General features: G+C 42.5%; 10 protein-coding genes. 9 read left to right on the top strand and 1 reads right to left on the bottom strand.

Translation table 11 applies throughout. From position 1 onward, the window contains the following. Positions 1-164 precede the first annotated feature (164 nt). The 9 genes from CO583_RS01670 to CO583_RS01630 all read left to right on the top strand — a co-directional run bounded on the left by CO583_RS01670 (position 165) and on the right by CO583_RS01630 (position 15,174). Positions 165-1,415: a capsule biosynthesis protein gene (locus CO583_RS01670; RefSeq protein ID WP_248630458.1), complete on the top strand. Its 1,251-nt coding sequence runs from the start codon at positions 165-167 to the stop codon at positions 1,413-1,415. Next, positions 1,402-2,247, top strand: coding sequence for an ABC transporter permease (locus tag CO583_RS01665; RefSeq protein WP_081563119.1), 846 nt, complete (start codon positions 1,402-1,404; stop codon positions 2,245-2,247). The genes CO583_RS01670 and CO583_RS01665 overlap by 14 nt, the downstream gene beginning before the upstream one ends. Before the next feature lie 7 nt (positions 2,248-2,254). Continuing rightward, a complete protein-coding gene (locus CO583_RS01660; protein WP_081563120.1) occupies positions 2,255-2,908 on the top strand; it encodes an ABC transporter ATP-binding protein in 654 nt (217 codons plus the stop codon). 33 nt (positions 2,909-2,941) lie between these two features. Then, positions 2,942-4,228, top strand: coding sequence for a glycosyltransferase family 1 protein (locus CO583_RS01655; RefSeq protein ID WP_248630459.1), 1,287 nt, complete (start codon positions 2,942-2,944; stop codon positions 4,226-4,228). 3,203 nt (positions 4,229-7,431) lie between these two features. Continuing rightward, the gene (gene gmd / locus CO583_RS01650) at positions 7,432-8,427 is read left to right on the top strand and encodes a GDP-mannose 4,6-dehydratase (RefSeq protein ID WP_103765522.1); all 996 of its coding nucleotides are present in this window, start codon (positions 7,432-7,434) and stop codon (positions 8,425-8,427) included. A gap of 1 nt (position 8,428) precedes the next feature. Beyond that, the gene (locus tag CO583_RS01645; RefSeq protein WP_081563124.1) at positions 8,429-9,355 is read left to right on the top strand and encodes an NAD-dependent epimerase/dehydratase family protein; all 927 of its coding nucleotides are present in this window, start codon (positions 8,429-8,431) and stop codon (positions 9,353-9,355) included. A 40-nt stretch (positions 9,356-9,395) separates the two neighbouring features. After that, positions 9,396-11,528 (top strand): glycosyltransferase, encoded by a 2,133-nt coding sequence (locus CO583_RS01640; RefSeq protein ID WP_081563125.1) that lies wholly within the window; start codon positions 9,396-9,398, stop codon positions 11,526-11,528. 635 nt (positions 11,529-12,163) lie between these two features. Then, positions 12,164-13,639 carry a phosphomannomutase gene (locus tag CO583_RS01635; protein WP_248630460.1) on the top strand — a complete coding sequence of 492 codons (1,476 nt, stop codon included), beginning with the start codon at positions 12,164-12,166 and terminating at the stop codon, positions 13,637-13,639. A 119-nt stretch (positions 13,640-13,758) separates the two neighbouring features. Next, complete coding sequence (locus CO583_RS01630) at positions 13,759-15,174, top strand: mannose-1-phosphate guanylyltransferase/mannose-6-phosphate isomerase (protein ID WP_248630461.1); 1,416 nt, start codon at positions 13,759-13,761, stop codon at positions 15,172-15,174. 35 nt (positions 15,175-15,209) lie between these two features. Here the strand turns inward: CO583_RS01630 and CO583_RS01625 are convergent, their stop codons facing one another. Beyond that, positions 15,210-16,400: a glycosyltransferase family 1 protein gene (locus tag CO583_RS01625; RefSeq protein ID WP_248630462.1), complete on the bottom strand. Its 1,191-nt coding sequence runs from the start codon at positions 16,398-16,400 to the stop codon at positions 15,210-15,212. Position 16,401 lies beyond the last annotated feature (1 nt).

Here is a 16,401-nt window from a genome sequence, read left to right as displayed (position 1 = left end):
GGCAAGCCTGATATGTTTCGGTATTGTGCTTTCTCAAGAGGTAGCCTTCGCTTTTCCGAAGTTGCAAGTGCTTGACTGAAAAATATTCAGGTTGGTATGAACGCACATGGCCGAAGGGAGTGGGTTTGAACCTATCCTGGCAGATAGTTTTAGGAAGTAGACAGTTGAGTGAACCGCTACCGGAACATCTGAAGCATGTTCAGAAAGATACTTTTCTTGATGATAAAAATAGGACACCGGTTAGCTCTGGCATGATGTCTTCTATTACCTATTTAGGGAATGTACTGCTACGGAATATGGTTGGTGCGGTAAGATGGCTTGGGAAGCAATGGGATTTTTCTTTGATAGTCTTGCTTCCAACTGCCGTTGTAGCAGTCTATCTTTTGTGTTTGGCAAGTCCTCAGTATATTTCTGAAACACATTTCCTTGTTCGTGGGAAATCAATTAATAACTCTGCTATGGGTGGGTTAAGTAGTCTGTTGGAAACTAGCCACGGCGGATCCCAGGACACTTATGCTGTACAAGATTATATGATATCTCGTGATGCTTTAAAGATGTTGATTGAGAAAGTACGTATCAATACATTATTTAATGACCCCTCGGCTGATTTTTTAGCTAAATTTCCTTCTTTCTTTCTGAGAAAGGATTTTGAGAGTTTTTATAGCTACTATAGGAGACATATAGATGCGCGCATTGACGAAGAAACGGGTATATCTCATTTGAGAGTTCGTACTTTTTCGGCGCTCGATTCACAACGTGTTGCGCAAACATTATTGGACGCAGGTGAAAGGTTGGTTAATGAGATAAATGATAGGCAGCGATATAACACTCTTCATGCTGCTCAAATGGAACTTGATACAAGCTTGAAGGAGTTGCATGATACAGAAATGCAATTGGCGATTTATCGGTATAGTAATGAGATCATTGATCCGATGAAGCAGGCTATTCCGATGGTCGGTACGGCACTTTCTCTGGAAACAAGACTTTCTATGTTAGAAGCTGAAAAGAAACAGCTTATTTTGAGTGCTCCTAATAGCCCTCTGATAAAAGTATATGCTCAGCGGATTGCGTCGATTCAAGCTCAAATGAGTGGTATGCAAGCCCACATAACAGGGCGGAAGGGAGAAGGACAAGGATCTTTAGTGCCTAAGTTGCTTGGATATGATGAGCTCACGGTTAAAAAGAGTATAATTGAAAAAAAGATTTTAGCTGAGACGAGCGCATTGGAAATGGCTAAAGCTCAAGCTGATAGGCAGATGCTATATGTTACAGTTGTGGCGCAGCCGAGTTTGCCGGACTATCCGGAGTATCCTAAAAATTTGGCCTTTCTTTTTATAACGTTTGTATCTGCATTGTTGGTCTATGCTACCGGGAAACTATTAGTTGCGGGGGCACGTGAACATGCGCTCCAGTAAAGATTCTTCAATAGAGGAGATCAGTAGATATAGTGCTGCAAGGCATGCGAGGCCGAGTTTGCCTCATGCTTTTATGATACAACTACGTGTTATCTATGCTCTATTAATGAGGGAGATACATACTCGATATGGTAGAGAAAATATTGGTTTTTTATGGGTAATAGGTGAACCTATTTTATTTTGCGCTGGGGTTGCAATTGTATGGACTGCTATTCGTCCCTCTCATGAGCATGGGTTGCAGATGACGGCAATGGTCATCTCAGGATACGTTCCCCTAACTATGTGGCGTCATACTTATAGCCGATCCATCAAGGCTTATGAGGTTAATTCATCTTTATTGTTTCACAGGTTGGTTACTCCATTAGATATTATTTTGGCTCGAATTATTTTAGAAGCAGCTGGGGCGATATTAGCTGGAGCCTTGGTTGTAGCTGGTGCTTTGTATTTGAATTACATGGAGGTTCCAGAGAGCTGGTTTTTTGTATACTTAGGTATGGGGTTTTGTACATTTTTTTCATTTGGCTTTGCAATTATTTTAGCAGCATTAACAGAGCGCTCTGATATTTTGGAAAAAGCGATGGCTGTCTTTTCGTATCTCTCGCTTCCATTGTCGGGAGCCTTTGTTATGACCGATTGGATTCCTGCTCGTTATCGTTGGTTGTTGGAGTATTCTCCGCTGGCAAATAGTATTGAGATGATAAGGTATGGTTGTTTTGGAATGAAAGTTATTCCTCACTATTCGGTGCCCTTTCTTCTTTTTAGTTGTACGCTTTTGTTTATGATTGGATTGTATTTGACTTTGCGGGTAAGGCCGCACATTAATATTTCGTGAGGCATGTATGATAGGACTAAAGTGTATTGGCCTAACTAAGACTTTTAAAGTTGGCCGTAAAAGGCGTGTTGTTTTAGATGAGGCCGACCTTGATGTCTATAAAGGCGATAAGCTGGCTGTTCTTGGGCGGAATGGAGCTGGGAAGTCGACACTAATAAAATTGATAGGGGGAGTCGAGCATCCTACAGGGGGCATCATAGAGCGAAGGATGACCATTTCGTGGCCGTTAGCGTTTTCAGGGGCGTTCCAGGGAAGTCTTACGGGGCATGACAACTTGCGTTTTATATGTCGCGTTTATGACCTTCCCTACGAAAAGACATTGGATTACGTCGAGGATTTTGCTCAATTGGGTAGGCAATTTTATGAGCCTGTAAAAACATATTCTTCGGGTATGCAAGCGCGGCTTGCTTTTGCCCTTTCTTTGGCAATAGAATTTGATTGTTATTTAATAGATGAAGTCATTATGGTGGGGGATGCACGTTTTTCTAGACGCTGTGAGGAAGAGTTGTTTGGGAAGCGTTCGGATAGAACTTTGATTGTCGTATCACATCAGATGGACTTTTTAAGAAGGACCTGTAATAGGGCGGTATTGCTGAATGACGGGAAAATTCAAAATTGCTCATCGGTCGAAGATGCTATCCAACGGTATGAAGCACTCTAACTAATTTGAAAGGGACGTTCGGTGAGGCCTAATTTGCGCATTGGAGTTGATGGGTTTAATCTTGCTCTTCAGAAAGGGACAGGGGTCGCTACATATTCAGTAGCTTTGACTAGGGCTTTGCGTTTATTAGGGCATCATATAAGTTTATTATATGGATTGCCAATACCTAGAAATCTTTCTTCCGATTTAAGGGAAGTCTTGTTTTTTGATACGTTAGGTACCGATCTTTATCCAAGACGACCTAAATTTCCCAAGCCCTCTTGGTGGAAAGAGACATTTAATCACTTTTATGGTCATAAGGCAGAAGAAGTAGTTATTAGTGGACATGTTGTTTTGAAAGAGCATGCAACGCGCCTTCCGGAATATGACAAAGTTTATAATGTTCCTTCATTGTTTAGAGCTGCCCAGGGTTTTTTTAAAACAACAGGGCGTTTTTTAACTGTAACCATGCCCAATCCGCCTGATATCATGCATTGGACGTACCCCTTGCCGCTGAAGGTGCGAGGTTCTAAAAATATCTATACCATACATGATATAGTTCCCTTGCAGTTGCCACATACAACATTGGATGATAAGAAGTTATATTTTGACCTGTTGACGAAGATAGTCCGTCAATCTGATGGAATTTGCACTGTCTCAGAGGCTTCGAAGAAAGCTATTGTTGATATGTTCCCGGCTGCAGAGGGGCGTGTTTATAATACATATCAATCCCATTTACTTGATGCATATTGTATTGATGATAATTCTTTGATTACGAATAACGAGTTGCATCGACTTTTTTCGCTGAAGAGTGACGAGTATTTTTTGTTTTTTGGTCAGTTAGAGCCTAAAAAAAATATAGGCCGTATAATAAAGTCTTTCTTGTTATCAAATACGCGCAGGAAATTGGTGATTGTTGGTTCAAATTCGTGGAAGGAAGAAGATGAGCTTAGGTTCTTAGGTAAAGGTATAGAGGACGGCCGTATTATACAGATCCAATATGTAGAGAGAGACGTTCTTTATTCACTTATCAAGCACGCACGGGCTTTGATTTTTCCGTCTATCGCCGAAGGTTTTGGATTGCCTGTGTTAGAATCTTTGGTTTTGGAAACTCCAGTATTGACCTCTAGGGAGGCTCCTTTAAGAGAAGTGGCAGGGGATGTTGCGGTTTTAGTCGACCCTTATGACATTAATGATATTAAAGAGGGGATTGAACTTTTGGATAGTAACGATGAGTTATGCTTTCTTCTAAGGCAAAAATCAAAAGAACAAGCAGAAAAATTTTCTCCAAACCATTATGCGGAAAATTTATCTCATTTTTATAGAAAAGTTCTTATTTAGTGCAAAACTATATTTTACTATTTTCTATGTCTAAGATAGATTTCTAGGGAGAATTGAGGAGTGATTCAGAAGATAAGATGTAAAATATTTATTTTGCGGAGATTCTATTAAGATATCCGGCAATGAATTGATAATACCTCTTACCGGGTGCTCCTATTCTTTATTCTTTGAGCTTAGCTCAGAGATTTTCCTCTGGATGTCGGCATTCTGTATGATTATTGTGGATGGTAGAAAGTAAGTTGCCGTCGTTTTAGCGGGGTGACAGGAATGAGTTGACGCTGTTGAGGCATTTTTTGATTTTATCCAGAGTATATCATCTGCCACAAAGCAGATAGGTTGGGAACTTAGATAATTGATCAAAAAGAGCACAGGGTTATGGCAGCTTACGGGCTTGGTTAGGAGGCGGGTGAAGGTTAGAGTTTTTTCGTGCCATTAGAGGTGACGTAGACTTTTGATCTAGGGTCACCATGTGAGGGGCCAAAGCTCTGCGCGATTCTGATTTTTCTCTGCTTTACCTTTTTTACGACCCTGACTGCTTTTCGGTGAGCAAGTATGACGGTTCCATCAAAATAGGCCGAGCCAAAGTGAAATCAGCTTTTCTGAGATGATGGCAAGTTTCTGCTATATTCTTTATAGTAGTGTATGTGCCTTGATTTTTCTGGGAAGGGTACATCATGAGGCTCCATTTTCCTTTACATGGCCTCTAACCTGCCGATCTCCCGGTTGGTTTATGATTTGGCTGGCCGGCATGGGGCGGAATATCAGGAGGGAGGCTTCGGAACATGGCCATTTATCGGCTAGCAATACATCCTTCTTTGCCTACAGGCGTTACGTGCAGCAAACTGAGACAGTACCTCTAGAGGTATATCCTTATTGTGAGGTGAATATATCCAATAGGTTAGTGATCATAGCATCACAGTCTCTTCAGCCTCATTCTTGCATGATTAATGAGATCAACGGTTCGATTGTCCCAGAAGGTTGTGGTTGGATGAGAGCATATATGTGCATTGACGAGAATTATTGGGTTGGTGCCAATGTAATATTGCTGAGAAGGCTGGGATGACATGATGAGCCAATGGCCTTCTCATTTGTAGAGGCTTGCAATTTGGATTGAAAAAAGAATCTAGCCTGCACCCTAGGGGACGGAACTGGCGCAGTGCCTGTCCGGAGAGGTGCGGTGGAGAACACTACGCTGTGTCCAGGCTGAAAAGCTGGTGTATCTGTTATTCTACCGAACTAATTGTTCCGATAGAGTTAGTTGCTCTCATCAGGACATCGGAAAATGCTAGTAAGGCAATGCGTCAAGATGGGGGACGGTGAATATTGACTGGAATAGTGCTACTCGTTTCCTTCCGACGTAGAGAACGTAAGTTCAAATTTTCCAATTTATCGTTGACCGTGCTCCGCAGTTGCGCGTGTCCGTTCGGATAACGGCTCTAATTCTATCAGAATATCCTGTGTTACCTAGCTATTGAAGATGATGACGGCATGTACTTTTGGGCAGGTTGGCCTAAGCCCTAGTGATTATTAATAATATCAGGATGGCTTAAATGCCCTAGCCCGACTTGGACTCTTAGAGCTCATGGCGTGTGATCAGAATCTCCATGCTGAGTTGGTGCCCGTTCGTTAACGGGGGAGGGGGGAAGTGTCTTTTGACCGACGTCGACCTCGTCGCTTCTAACTGCGTTGGGTTCGGACCTGGGTGTGGTACTGGACGGCATGGATTGAATCTTCGGCGGGGAGACATAATCATGGGGATATCTATTCAAGACAAGTTGGGCAGTAAGCTCTGCCCCGTTTTCTTAATCTTCTCTAGTAATGCCACGAGGCGATCTTGGCCAACGTAGGAGGTGTGGTCGGTCAGCTTATAAAGAATCTCCTGTAGTAGCGTCGTCGTAACGTAATTGATGCTGAATAGCTGAAAAATGAGCATTCGCCTTAGCTCTGAATCGTGAAAAGATTCTGACTGATTGGGTGACAATTCAAGGGCTAGGAAGCTAAGAATGAGATGTTCTGGCTGCGTCGCTATGCAGGGAGAGGGTGGGATAATTTTGGAGTAAGTTGAACTAATTTTACTTGGTTCGATCTGACTAAATTGGGTTTAGTTCTGGAAGAGATATGTGAGTGTTTGGCTCATGTCGTGATCGTATGTTTTTATGGAAGATTGTAATAGATTCGTACGATACTTCCGGCACATTGTTCTTTATATTGAGACCCATTGGAAATTAGCGTTCTGGCGGGATAAGTTCATCGAGATGGCAGGCTATTTCCGCAATCTGCAGGGATGGTTTGTTCTAGCCTTCTGTGGTTGCCCGCAGGTAAGGGATTGTTTATTTGATCTGATATTGAAAAAGTTGATGTAGGATACTTGCCTTTTGGAGTGTGCTGACGGCAGTGGTTGGCAAAGTGAGCCGTTGATCTCGAATTAAAACGGAGATCAAGGACGGTTCAAGCGCCACTTTTAGTGGGAAGATTGGGTTAGAAAATCAGTCATTTTTTCTTGTTTTGTAGCAGGATACCTGCCTTAATATATTCATTTCTCTATCTTAATACTTGACGCATATTTTTGTATATGTCATATAACCTGCTTATACTAATTAATAATTTATTTCTAGTTGTGGAATTATAGACAACCATATCAATGCGATGAAGCATATGCTTCTGTTACACCTAAGTGTAACATTATAAATAATTATGTGAAATATTCAACTATTGCTTGTGATAATATGTAACGGTATCCTTAACGACTCCCTGATCTGGACAGGTTTAAGCTGAAGCTCGAAGATTAAAAAAATATTTTTTTTGAAGGAGGTTTTATCTGGCGGGACGGTTTGAGCTGTGGTAAGTAAGGACATAATAGCTGAGACGGTGAGCATGTTGTTTTGCCCATTTCAGTGGGGCTTTTGTGCGTGGGGCTTTTGTGCAATGCGTGGGGTGTGAATCTCGGAAGGTGAGGGGTCTGTCTATCCTGAGAAGTGCGTATTGGCTCAAAGTTTTTAATGTATGCAGCCATGTTTATTAAGAAGGGCTTGGGTTGTATCTTGCTGGAATGGGACTTGCGGGTTGGGAGTGACTGCCTTGTGTCTTCCGAGAAAATGGTAAGGCATTTTTGATGGAGTGGTAGGGTATTTTCTCTCGGCTTGTCGATCGTTTGTATTTATGGTTCGACCCTTTCTGGGTGCTTTAAAAAGGAAGTAGTTGGTATGCCTACAGCTCTTATCACTGGTATTACGGGGCAAGATGGAGCTTATTTAAGTGACCTTTTGTTGAAGAAGGGTTACCGCGTTGTGGGGCTTGTACGGCGGACCGCATCTGCAGACGTGATTTGTGCTCGTTTAAAGTGGCTTGGGATAGAAGATAAAGTCGAATTTGTCGACGGGAATATGACGGACCTGTCAAGCCTTATACGTATCATGCAGGATGTAAAGCCAGATGAGGTTTATAATCTCGCAGCGCAGAGCTTTGTTGGTGCTTCGTGGCAGCAGCCTCTTTTAACGGGGACTGTAACGGGTCTGGGTGCCGGTAATCTTCTTGAGGCTGTCAGGATCGTTAATCCGGGAGCTCGTTTCTATCAAGCGTCTTCATCGGAAATGTTCGGGAAGATTCAAGAGGCTCATCAGTCTGAGCAAACGCCGTTTTATCCACGCTCTCCTTACGCTGTTGCCAAGCTCTATGCGCATTGGATGACGGTGAATTATCGTGAAAGCTTTGGGATGCATGCGTCGTCAGGCATCCTTTTTAATCACGAGAGCCCGCTACGCGGGATTGAGTTTGTTACCCGCAAAGTGACGGATGCTGTGGCGCGTATTCACTTGGGGTTGGCGGACCATGTTTCCTTGGGGAATTTGGAAGCAACTCGCGATTGGGGGCATGCGCGCGATTATGTAGAGGCTATGTGGCTGATGCTGCAGCAGGAAACACCGGATGATTATGTTGTTGCGACGGGTCGGACAACCAGCATCCGTGATTTGTGCAGGATTGCCTTTTCGTGTGTTGGTCTTGATTATGAGCCGTATGTTCGTGTTGACCAGGCATTTATGCGGCCGGCCGAAGTTGATGTGCTGCTCGGAAATCCGAAAAAGGCTGAAGATAAATTGGGTTGGAAGCCGACAACTTCGTTGGAAGATATGATCTCGGAAATGGTTGAAGCCGACATTGCGCGTCATACAGCGGCTGCGCACAAACTGACGCGGAAGTAATATGTCACGTCGAATCCTCATTACGGGCGCGAGCGGTTTTGTTGGGCGCCATTTGACGTCTCTCCTTAAGGCTCATCCTTCGAAAGACTTGATCTTCGATGAGCGGTTCGACGTTACTAACATTTTGGAAGTTAGCGATGTTGTTCGGCGTGTGCAGCCGGATGCTTGTGTGCACTTGGCTGGCGTGACTTCTATCGCTCAGGCGCGCCAGGATCGCAACAAGGCGTGGAATGTTAATCTACAAGGTACGTTAAATGTTGCCCAAGCTCTTTTGGCGTATGCACCACAGGCAACATTGGTCTTTTCGTCGAGTAGTGAAATTTACGGGGATAGTTTTCTTACGGGTGAGGCTTTAGATGAGAACGCTCTTCTCATACCTAATAATCCTTACTCAGTTACTAAAGCGGCAGCTGACCTGAGTTTGGGAGCGATGGTGCGAGAAGGGCTTAAGGTCATTCGTGTTCGTCCTTTCAATCATACGGGGGCAGGGCAGGTAGAAAATTTTGTTGTAGCGGCATTTGCTCGACAGATTGCAAAAATCGAAGTTGGTACGCAGAGGCCAGTTGTCGAGGTTGGTAATTTAGACGCCGAGCGTGATTTTCTTGATGTCCGCGATGTTTGTGAAGCTTACAAGGCCTGTATTGATCGTTCCCAAGATATTCCATCGGGAGTAATCTTGAATATTTGTTCAGGGCAAACGCGCTCTATTCGTTCCATTTTGGAAAAATTAGTTAATTTTTCTAAGGTCGAAATCGAGATACGTGTTAAAAAAGAGCTTTTACGGCCTGTCGATGTTCGCTATGCACGTGGCTCGAATGAACTAGCATGTAAGATATTGCATTGGCAGCCGAAGGTTCTGTGGGAAGAAACCTTGCAAAGTGTTCTAAACTATTGGCGTGAAAAAGAGCGCTCGGCAAGTATTTCTTAGTCTTAATTTGAGGGTTTGTTGTTTTTGTATTCGGGGGGGGATGATGAAATTTTTTAAGTTCGCTTCAGGTGTTAAGGATAACACAAATTACTGTGCTGTCGGTGATCGCAACATGAAGGAAAAGAAATGGGAGTCGGCTGTTGTAAACTATAAAAAGCATCTGGAATTACACCCAGGTGATTCTGCAATTTGGGTACAATATGCTCATGCCCAGAAAGAGCTTGGGCGGTCAGAATTAGCTATTGCGGCCTATGAAAAGGCAGTGAGTCTTGACAATCGAGACCATGAGACATTTTCCCATTTAGCTCATCTCGAATATCGACTTGGAAAACAAGAGGAAGCTCGCTCTCATGCGTTTGAAGCTGCAAAAATAAAACCATTCAAGAATTATGTTGATTTGTTCGTTCGTTTGGGTGGAGACATACGCTTTTTTGAAACGAAGGAAAGTAAGGCTAAATATCTGATCGAGATTGATGATATACTTATTTTTTTAAAAATCCATAAAACTTTATCAGGAATTCAGCGTGTCCAGGCTGGTATAATGCAGGGCATCATCAACCTTCCTAAAGCTAATTCGAAAAATTTTGCCTTTGTAAGAGCAGGTGAGAACGGCTTTGGATTTTGGCAGATTTCTTTTGAGAATATTTCGCGGATTCTTGAATATATCCGCTCCGATAATGTTGAACAGGAAAAGTTAGTTCGTTTAATTGAGGATGCTGAGAGAGAAGCCTCTCTTATTTCCGTTGTTAAAGGTCAAGTTTATCTCATTCTTGGAGCTTTTTGGGCTGCTCAAACAAGCCCCGCACGTTATTCATTGCTTAAGAAAAGTGGGGTGTCCATTGGTGTTTATATATATGATATAATTCCAATATCTTATCCTGAATATTGTCATGTTAATTTGGTAGCTGAATTTTCTTATGCGTTGTCGGATGGTTTTTTCAATTTTGATTTTGTCTTTACGATATCTCAGTATGTTGCAGATGAAGTTAAAGGGTTTATGAGGGAGCATAATCTTAAAGAAATTCCTGTAATCCCGGTTACTTTGGCCCATAGGATGAATGGGGAGACTAATCCGACTTTAAGATCTAAAGAATTTGAAGGGGACTTATCCTTTCTAAATGAACGAGAATTTGTATTAATGGTTTCGACCATTGAAGCTAGAAAGAATCATATTTATCTGTATAGGGTATGGAAGGAGCTTGTTAAGCAAGGGGTCTCGGTTCCTGATCTTGTTTTCGTTGGGCGTTTTGGTTGGCGTGTAAATGACCTCAAGAGCATGCTTGAAGATACGGACTTTCTAGGCGATAGAATTCATGTTCTTCATGATATCGGTGATGTTGAATTGGAGATGCTCTATAATAAATGTCAGTTCACGGTATTCCCCAGTTTTGCAGAGGGATGGGGCTTGCCTGTTGGTGAAAGTCTTTTCTTTGGTAAACCGTGTGTTGCCTCCTCAAGTTCTTCCATACCGGAAGTAGGTGGTGATTTAGTTGATTACGTTGATCCACTCAATTTGCATGAGGGTATTGAGGTCATCAGAAAGATGATTGAAGATGCTCAATATCGGGCCCGTCGTTCTAAACTTATAGCCACTACCTTTACACCAAGAAGCTGGGACGATGTGACGAATGACCTCATCTCAGCCCTGCCCAAAAAATCTATTGTTACCGATGTGGATTATTTGCCACCATTGTTAAAAATGGGTAAGAAATTTGAGCCGGCACGATATACGCATGGTCAGAGATTTTGCCAGGATTACGTCAACCAGCCGCTTCGTCTTTTGCTTGCTGATGGTTGGTATTCATGTGAGCCAAATCTAGGCGCATGGATGAAAGGGAAAGAAGGAATTATCGAGTTTAGAACTAACCTTCCGCCACAAACAAAGATTACAGCGTATCTTGATCTTATAGCTGCGCCTTGGACGAAGCATAAAGTTCGTGTTTCAGCAGGTTTGGCTAGTAAGTTCCCTACAAAAGACAAAGGCATCGATCTTGTTGCTGGGGAGAGAATTTCATTACCCGTAACTGGCTATTCTGATAAAAAAGGCGTCTTCTCTATCTGTATTGAAATATCGGGAGAAGATATTATCTCTCATCCGTTGAGAAATGCTCAGGAGAATCGGATTTTTTATCTAGGATTGCAATGTTTGATTTATGTTCCCAATCTTGATTGACTTGATTGACTTGAAATTTTGGAGCTAGTTGTAGTCTTTCACTGTTGGAAGGGGATGTAAAACTCAAGCTTGTCACTTTGGTTTTTGCAAGTTTCAAAAAGTACTTCAATGTAAAGATCAGGTGGTAAGCAGCCATGACGTTCTTCCGAGAACAATAACTTGAGCAAGGTGAATTTGCGGCGAGAGAGTTATTGTTGGAAGCGAGGAACTTGAGGAAGTTACGACTGTAGAGAGAAGTATACGGATACCAGACGTTCAGAACTATCCTGAGGTTTGGAATTTTTATACTTCTCTCGCATTTTTAACTTGGAAGTTGACGGTCCTCTGTCTCCCTACTTTGCCTTTCTGGAAAAGGCCAGGGTATATACACTTGTAAATACTTGCATATCTATTTATTTTGACGTGATGATTCTTATATAAAATTTGGGCTTATGTGTATTGGAAATATCCTACAATAATGGAATATTTTGTTTTTGTGGTATTGATATTTTGAAATAAAAGTGCAGGATCTGTTTTCTTTTGTTGTTAAGGTAATTTTGAGAATTTATCCTATCTTTTGATCTAGCATACGAATCAGATTGTTTTTTTTGTTAGGGGGGCCATTATCGCCCTCTTCTTAAGGGGAGGTATTATTCATGAAAATCAGCAGGTTAATGCAGGACTCTGGCGTCTCTTTCGGCACAAGTGGGGCAAGGGGGCTTGTTTCGGACATGACCGATCAAGTCTGTTTTGCATATGTTCAAGGTTTTTTATCATATCTTGGAACAATTGGTGAGTTTAAGTCAGGGAAAGAAGTAGCCTTGGCAGGGGATCTTCGGCCTAGTTCACCACGAATATTGCAAGCCTGTATTGCAGCTATTGAATTTTCTGGGGGGAAGCCTGTGTTTTGTGGCTATATTCCGACCCCAGCTCTTTCTTACTATGCTTACGCAAAGAAGATTCCATCATTAATGGTAACTGGTAGCCATATCCCAGCGGATAGGAATGGCATCAAATTTAATCGTGCAGAAGGGGAATTCTTGAAGAGTGATGAAGTCAAGATGGGAGAGCAGGATATTGCAATACCATCCCACTTGTTTGACCAGGTCGGCAACCTGTTAGAAGTTCCGATGTTACCTGAGCCGCTTAGTGTGGAAGAGGAGTATATTAAAAGATATAAGGTTTTTTTTGGAGAAAATGCCTTAAGCGGTATGAATGTTGGAGTGTATCAACATTCTGCTGTAGGGCGAGATATTTTAACAAAAATAATTTCGTCACTGGGTGGAAAGGCACTGCCATTTGGGCGTTCTGATAGTTTTGTTTCTGTCGATACGGAAGCCGTTAGGGAAGAAGATGTCGCCATTGCGCATCATTGGGCTTCAGAGAATGCTGTTGATGCCATTATAACGACTGATGGCGATTCAGACCGCCCTTTAATGGCTGATGAACATGGGAAATGGTTAAGGGGTGATTTGCTTGGGATATTGGCGGTCGAGTGCCTCGAAGCCAAAGGGGTCGCAACTCCAATTAGTAGTAATACAGCCTTAGAAGACAAGCATTCTAATATATCTATAGAGCGTACAAAAATTGGTTCGCCTTATGTGATAGAGGCTATGAACACGTTAATCGAGCAAGAGGTTTCTCCTGCCGTTGGCTATGAGGCGAATGGTGGCTTTTTGCTGGGAACGCCTGTTTATAGGAAGGGAAAGAAATTAGAGAAGCTTCCAACGCGTGATAGTGTATTGCCGATTTTGTGCGCTCTTGCTGCATCGCAAAATAGCGATAAGTCACTTAGTGCGTTAGTGGGAGATTTGCCTAATAAATACACAGCCAGTGATAGAATAAAAGATGTTCCAACTGCCTTTTCGAAAAAGAAGTTGGCATCGCTACGGGATGATATTTCTTCTGGAATGAAGGAGTTAGGTTTTCTAGATTTATGTGGCAATGTCAAGTCATTGAATGAAGTAGATGGAATAAGGGTCACATTTGATAGTGGTGATATAGTACACCTTCGTCCATCGGGGAATGCTCCCGAGTTACGGCTTTATGTTGAATCTTATTCAGAGGAACGTGTTCAGTTCTTATTATCTAATGGATTGCAATTTCTATCACGTTGGAAGAACGAGCTGTAACCAAGATTTGTGTCTAGGGAAGCTTGAAAAAGTTTTTCAATCTTCCCTAGACAGAGTTTATAGCTTACAGACTGCTACTGTTCGTTGTATTTTTTTAATGTTTCAGTGGGGTATGTAGTATGATCGTTCCTGTAATTCTTTCTGGCGGTTCTGGCACTCGTTTATGGCCTGTGTCTCGAAAGAGTTATCCAAAGCAGTTTTGTACGCTGTTGGGCGATAAAAGTCCTTTTCAAGAGACATTACAACGGATTGTAGGACTTGGTATAAAGTCGGCTCCTATTGTTGTTGGGAATCGAGAGCACCGATTCATAATGGCGGAGCAGTTGCGCCAAATTGAGATGAATGACGATAGTAATATCGTACTTGAGCCGCTTTCACGTAATTCGGCGGCAGCTATGGCTGTAGCAGCTTTTTGGCAGGCAAAGTCTGATGAAGACGCCATCCTTTGGTTTATGCCAGCGGATTCAGCTATCACCGACAATAAATCTTTAAATGAGTCTCTGCTTCGAGCGTACGAGGTAGCAACGCACGATTATATCGTCATGTTTGGCATTCAACCCACTCGTCCTGAAACGGGATATGGCTACATTGAGCAAGGTAGTCCGATAGAAGGGAAAGACGGAGCTTTCCATATTGCAAAGTTTTTAGAGAAACCAGATGAGCTGAATGCTGAACGTTTTTTAGAAAGCGGTAAGTATTTCTGGAATTCTGGAATGTTCATGGCTCGGGCACGTACTTTTTTAGAAGAGTTACGCAAGTGGGCCCCGGAGGTTTATGATTCTGTTGAGAAGAGTGTTCACCTTTCGAAAAGTGACTCTGCCTTCATTACGTTGGATGAAGCGAGTTTTATGAAGACTCCTTCTATATCTGTTGATTATGCTCTCGCTGAGAAAACACAACGTGGTGTGGTTGTCCCATCCTATTTTGAGTGGATGGATGTAGGAAGTTGGGATGCTGTCTGGGCTCTGACCGAAAAGGATCGTAATGGGAACGCTGTTTCAGGTAATGTGTTCCTAGATCATACGAAGAATTGTTACGTAAAGTCCGACAATGTGGTCGCTACAGTGACGGGGGTGGAAGATCTTGTCATTATAGTCACCAAGGATGCTGTTATGGTCTCTCATAGAGATCGTGCTCAAGATATCAAACATGTGGTTGAGCTTTTGAGAGAGCAGGGACATTCTGAAGCCGATCAGCACGTCAGGATGTATCGTCCATGGGGTTTTTACGAAAGTTTGATAAAGGGCCATCGCTTCCAGGTGAAACGAATCTGTGTGACACCTGGGGAGAAGCTTTCCTTACAGAAACACTTTCATCGAGCCGAGCATTGGGTTGTTGTAGAGGGTACCGCTTTAGTTACGCGGGATGATGAGATTCTTACGGTAAGGGAGAATGAAAGTGTCTATCTTCCCCTTGGATCCGTTCATCGTTTAGAAAATCCTGGTCGGATTCCGGTTACGTTGATTGAAGTACAATCTGGCCCCTATTTGGGAGAGGATGATATTGTAAGATTGGAGGATATATATCAGCGCTAGTTAGTTACCAGTATTCATGTGGGAGATTATTTCGCTCAATTTGACGTTGTAATCTCCTCTATGAATTTGATGTAGCGTTTTTGATAAGAGGGCGAATTAAATGAGTTACTGACCTGGTAGCCCTGTGTACGGATCTCGTAGATTTCTGAGGGGCTTGCCTTGTCAAGTTGGGTGATTTTTTCAGCAATTGAATCAATACTGAGCGGATTGCATAATAAAGCTGCCCCGCCGGCTATTTCTTCCGTAGCACCTCCTTGGCTGGTAAGCACGGGTATCCCTAAGGCCATGGCTTCTATAATAGGAACTCCAAAACCCTCAGCTAAACTTGGGAAAAGCAAGGCCTTCGCTTCTGCCAAGGTGCGTAAAAGGGAAGAACGTTGGCTCCAAGGCAGATGGATGACTCTACTGTCTGGAGAGGGTGAAGAACAATTCGGCTGGTCATCCCCTTTGGGGCCAATAAGTACAAGAGGAGTTTTAGTTTTGGTACGTGCATGAGCTTCCAAAAGTCGTTCTATATTTTTACGGTGTTCCATCCGACCATAAAATATAAAAGAATTTGGTGGCGCTATTTGAGGGGCTTTTTTTATGTCTTGCAGTGTTTCTCGATTAAAATCTACAGGTTGATATAAAGTTGTTATCCTATCTTCCTCTATAGTAAAAGTATTGATTATCTGTTGGCGAACTGTTTCGGATACGGTTATGAAATGTACATCGTGGTCGATGAGATTCTGAAGAAGAGAATGAAAATTATGAGCGTTGATATTTGTTAGGTGTGGATGTGTTAGAGGGATAATATCATGAATAGTTACTATATTTTTACACCCCTCGATAAGAACTGGAAGAGGATACGTCCAGTGCATTATATCTGGGGCGATAGACGATTTTAATATGAATATTTTTTTATGGTAACGAAAATGCACATGTGCAACACGGTAAAGATCGCTGGCTAGATGAGCTGTTCCCCATGGTGATTGAAAGCTCTCTTCATGAATATGAGGAGCTAATGAGGCCAATGCTCTTACAAAGCGGTATATACCACTTCTTAGAGGAGTATCTTGTGTATTCTCGAGAAGCCATTTAACATTGAATCCATTTTCTGTTAGAATTTTCTGATGGTTAAGGGCATAATAATAAATACCTGTGCCATTATGGCGACTAATATTTCTTCCATCTAGCCATATTTTCGGGTTGGACGATGGCAATGAAACTAGGTTCCTATTTTTCATA

It is taken from the genome of Parasaccharibacter sp. TMW2.1882 (genome assembly GCF_023337635.1).
Lineage (GTDB): Bacteria > Pseudomonadota > Alphaproteobacteria > Acetobacterales > Acetobacteraceae > Bombella > Bombella apis.
Note: the sequence above shows the minus strand (reverse complement) of the source record. Positions and strands in the feature narration are given on the sequence as shown.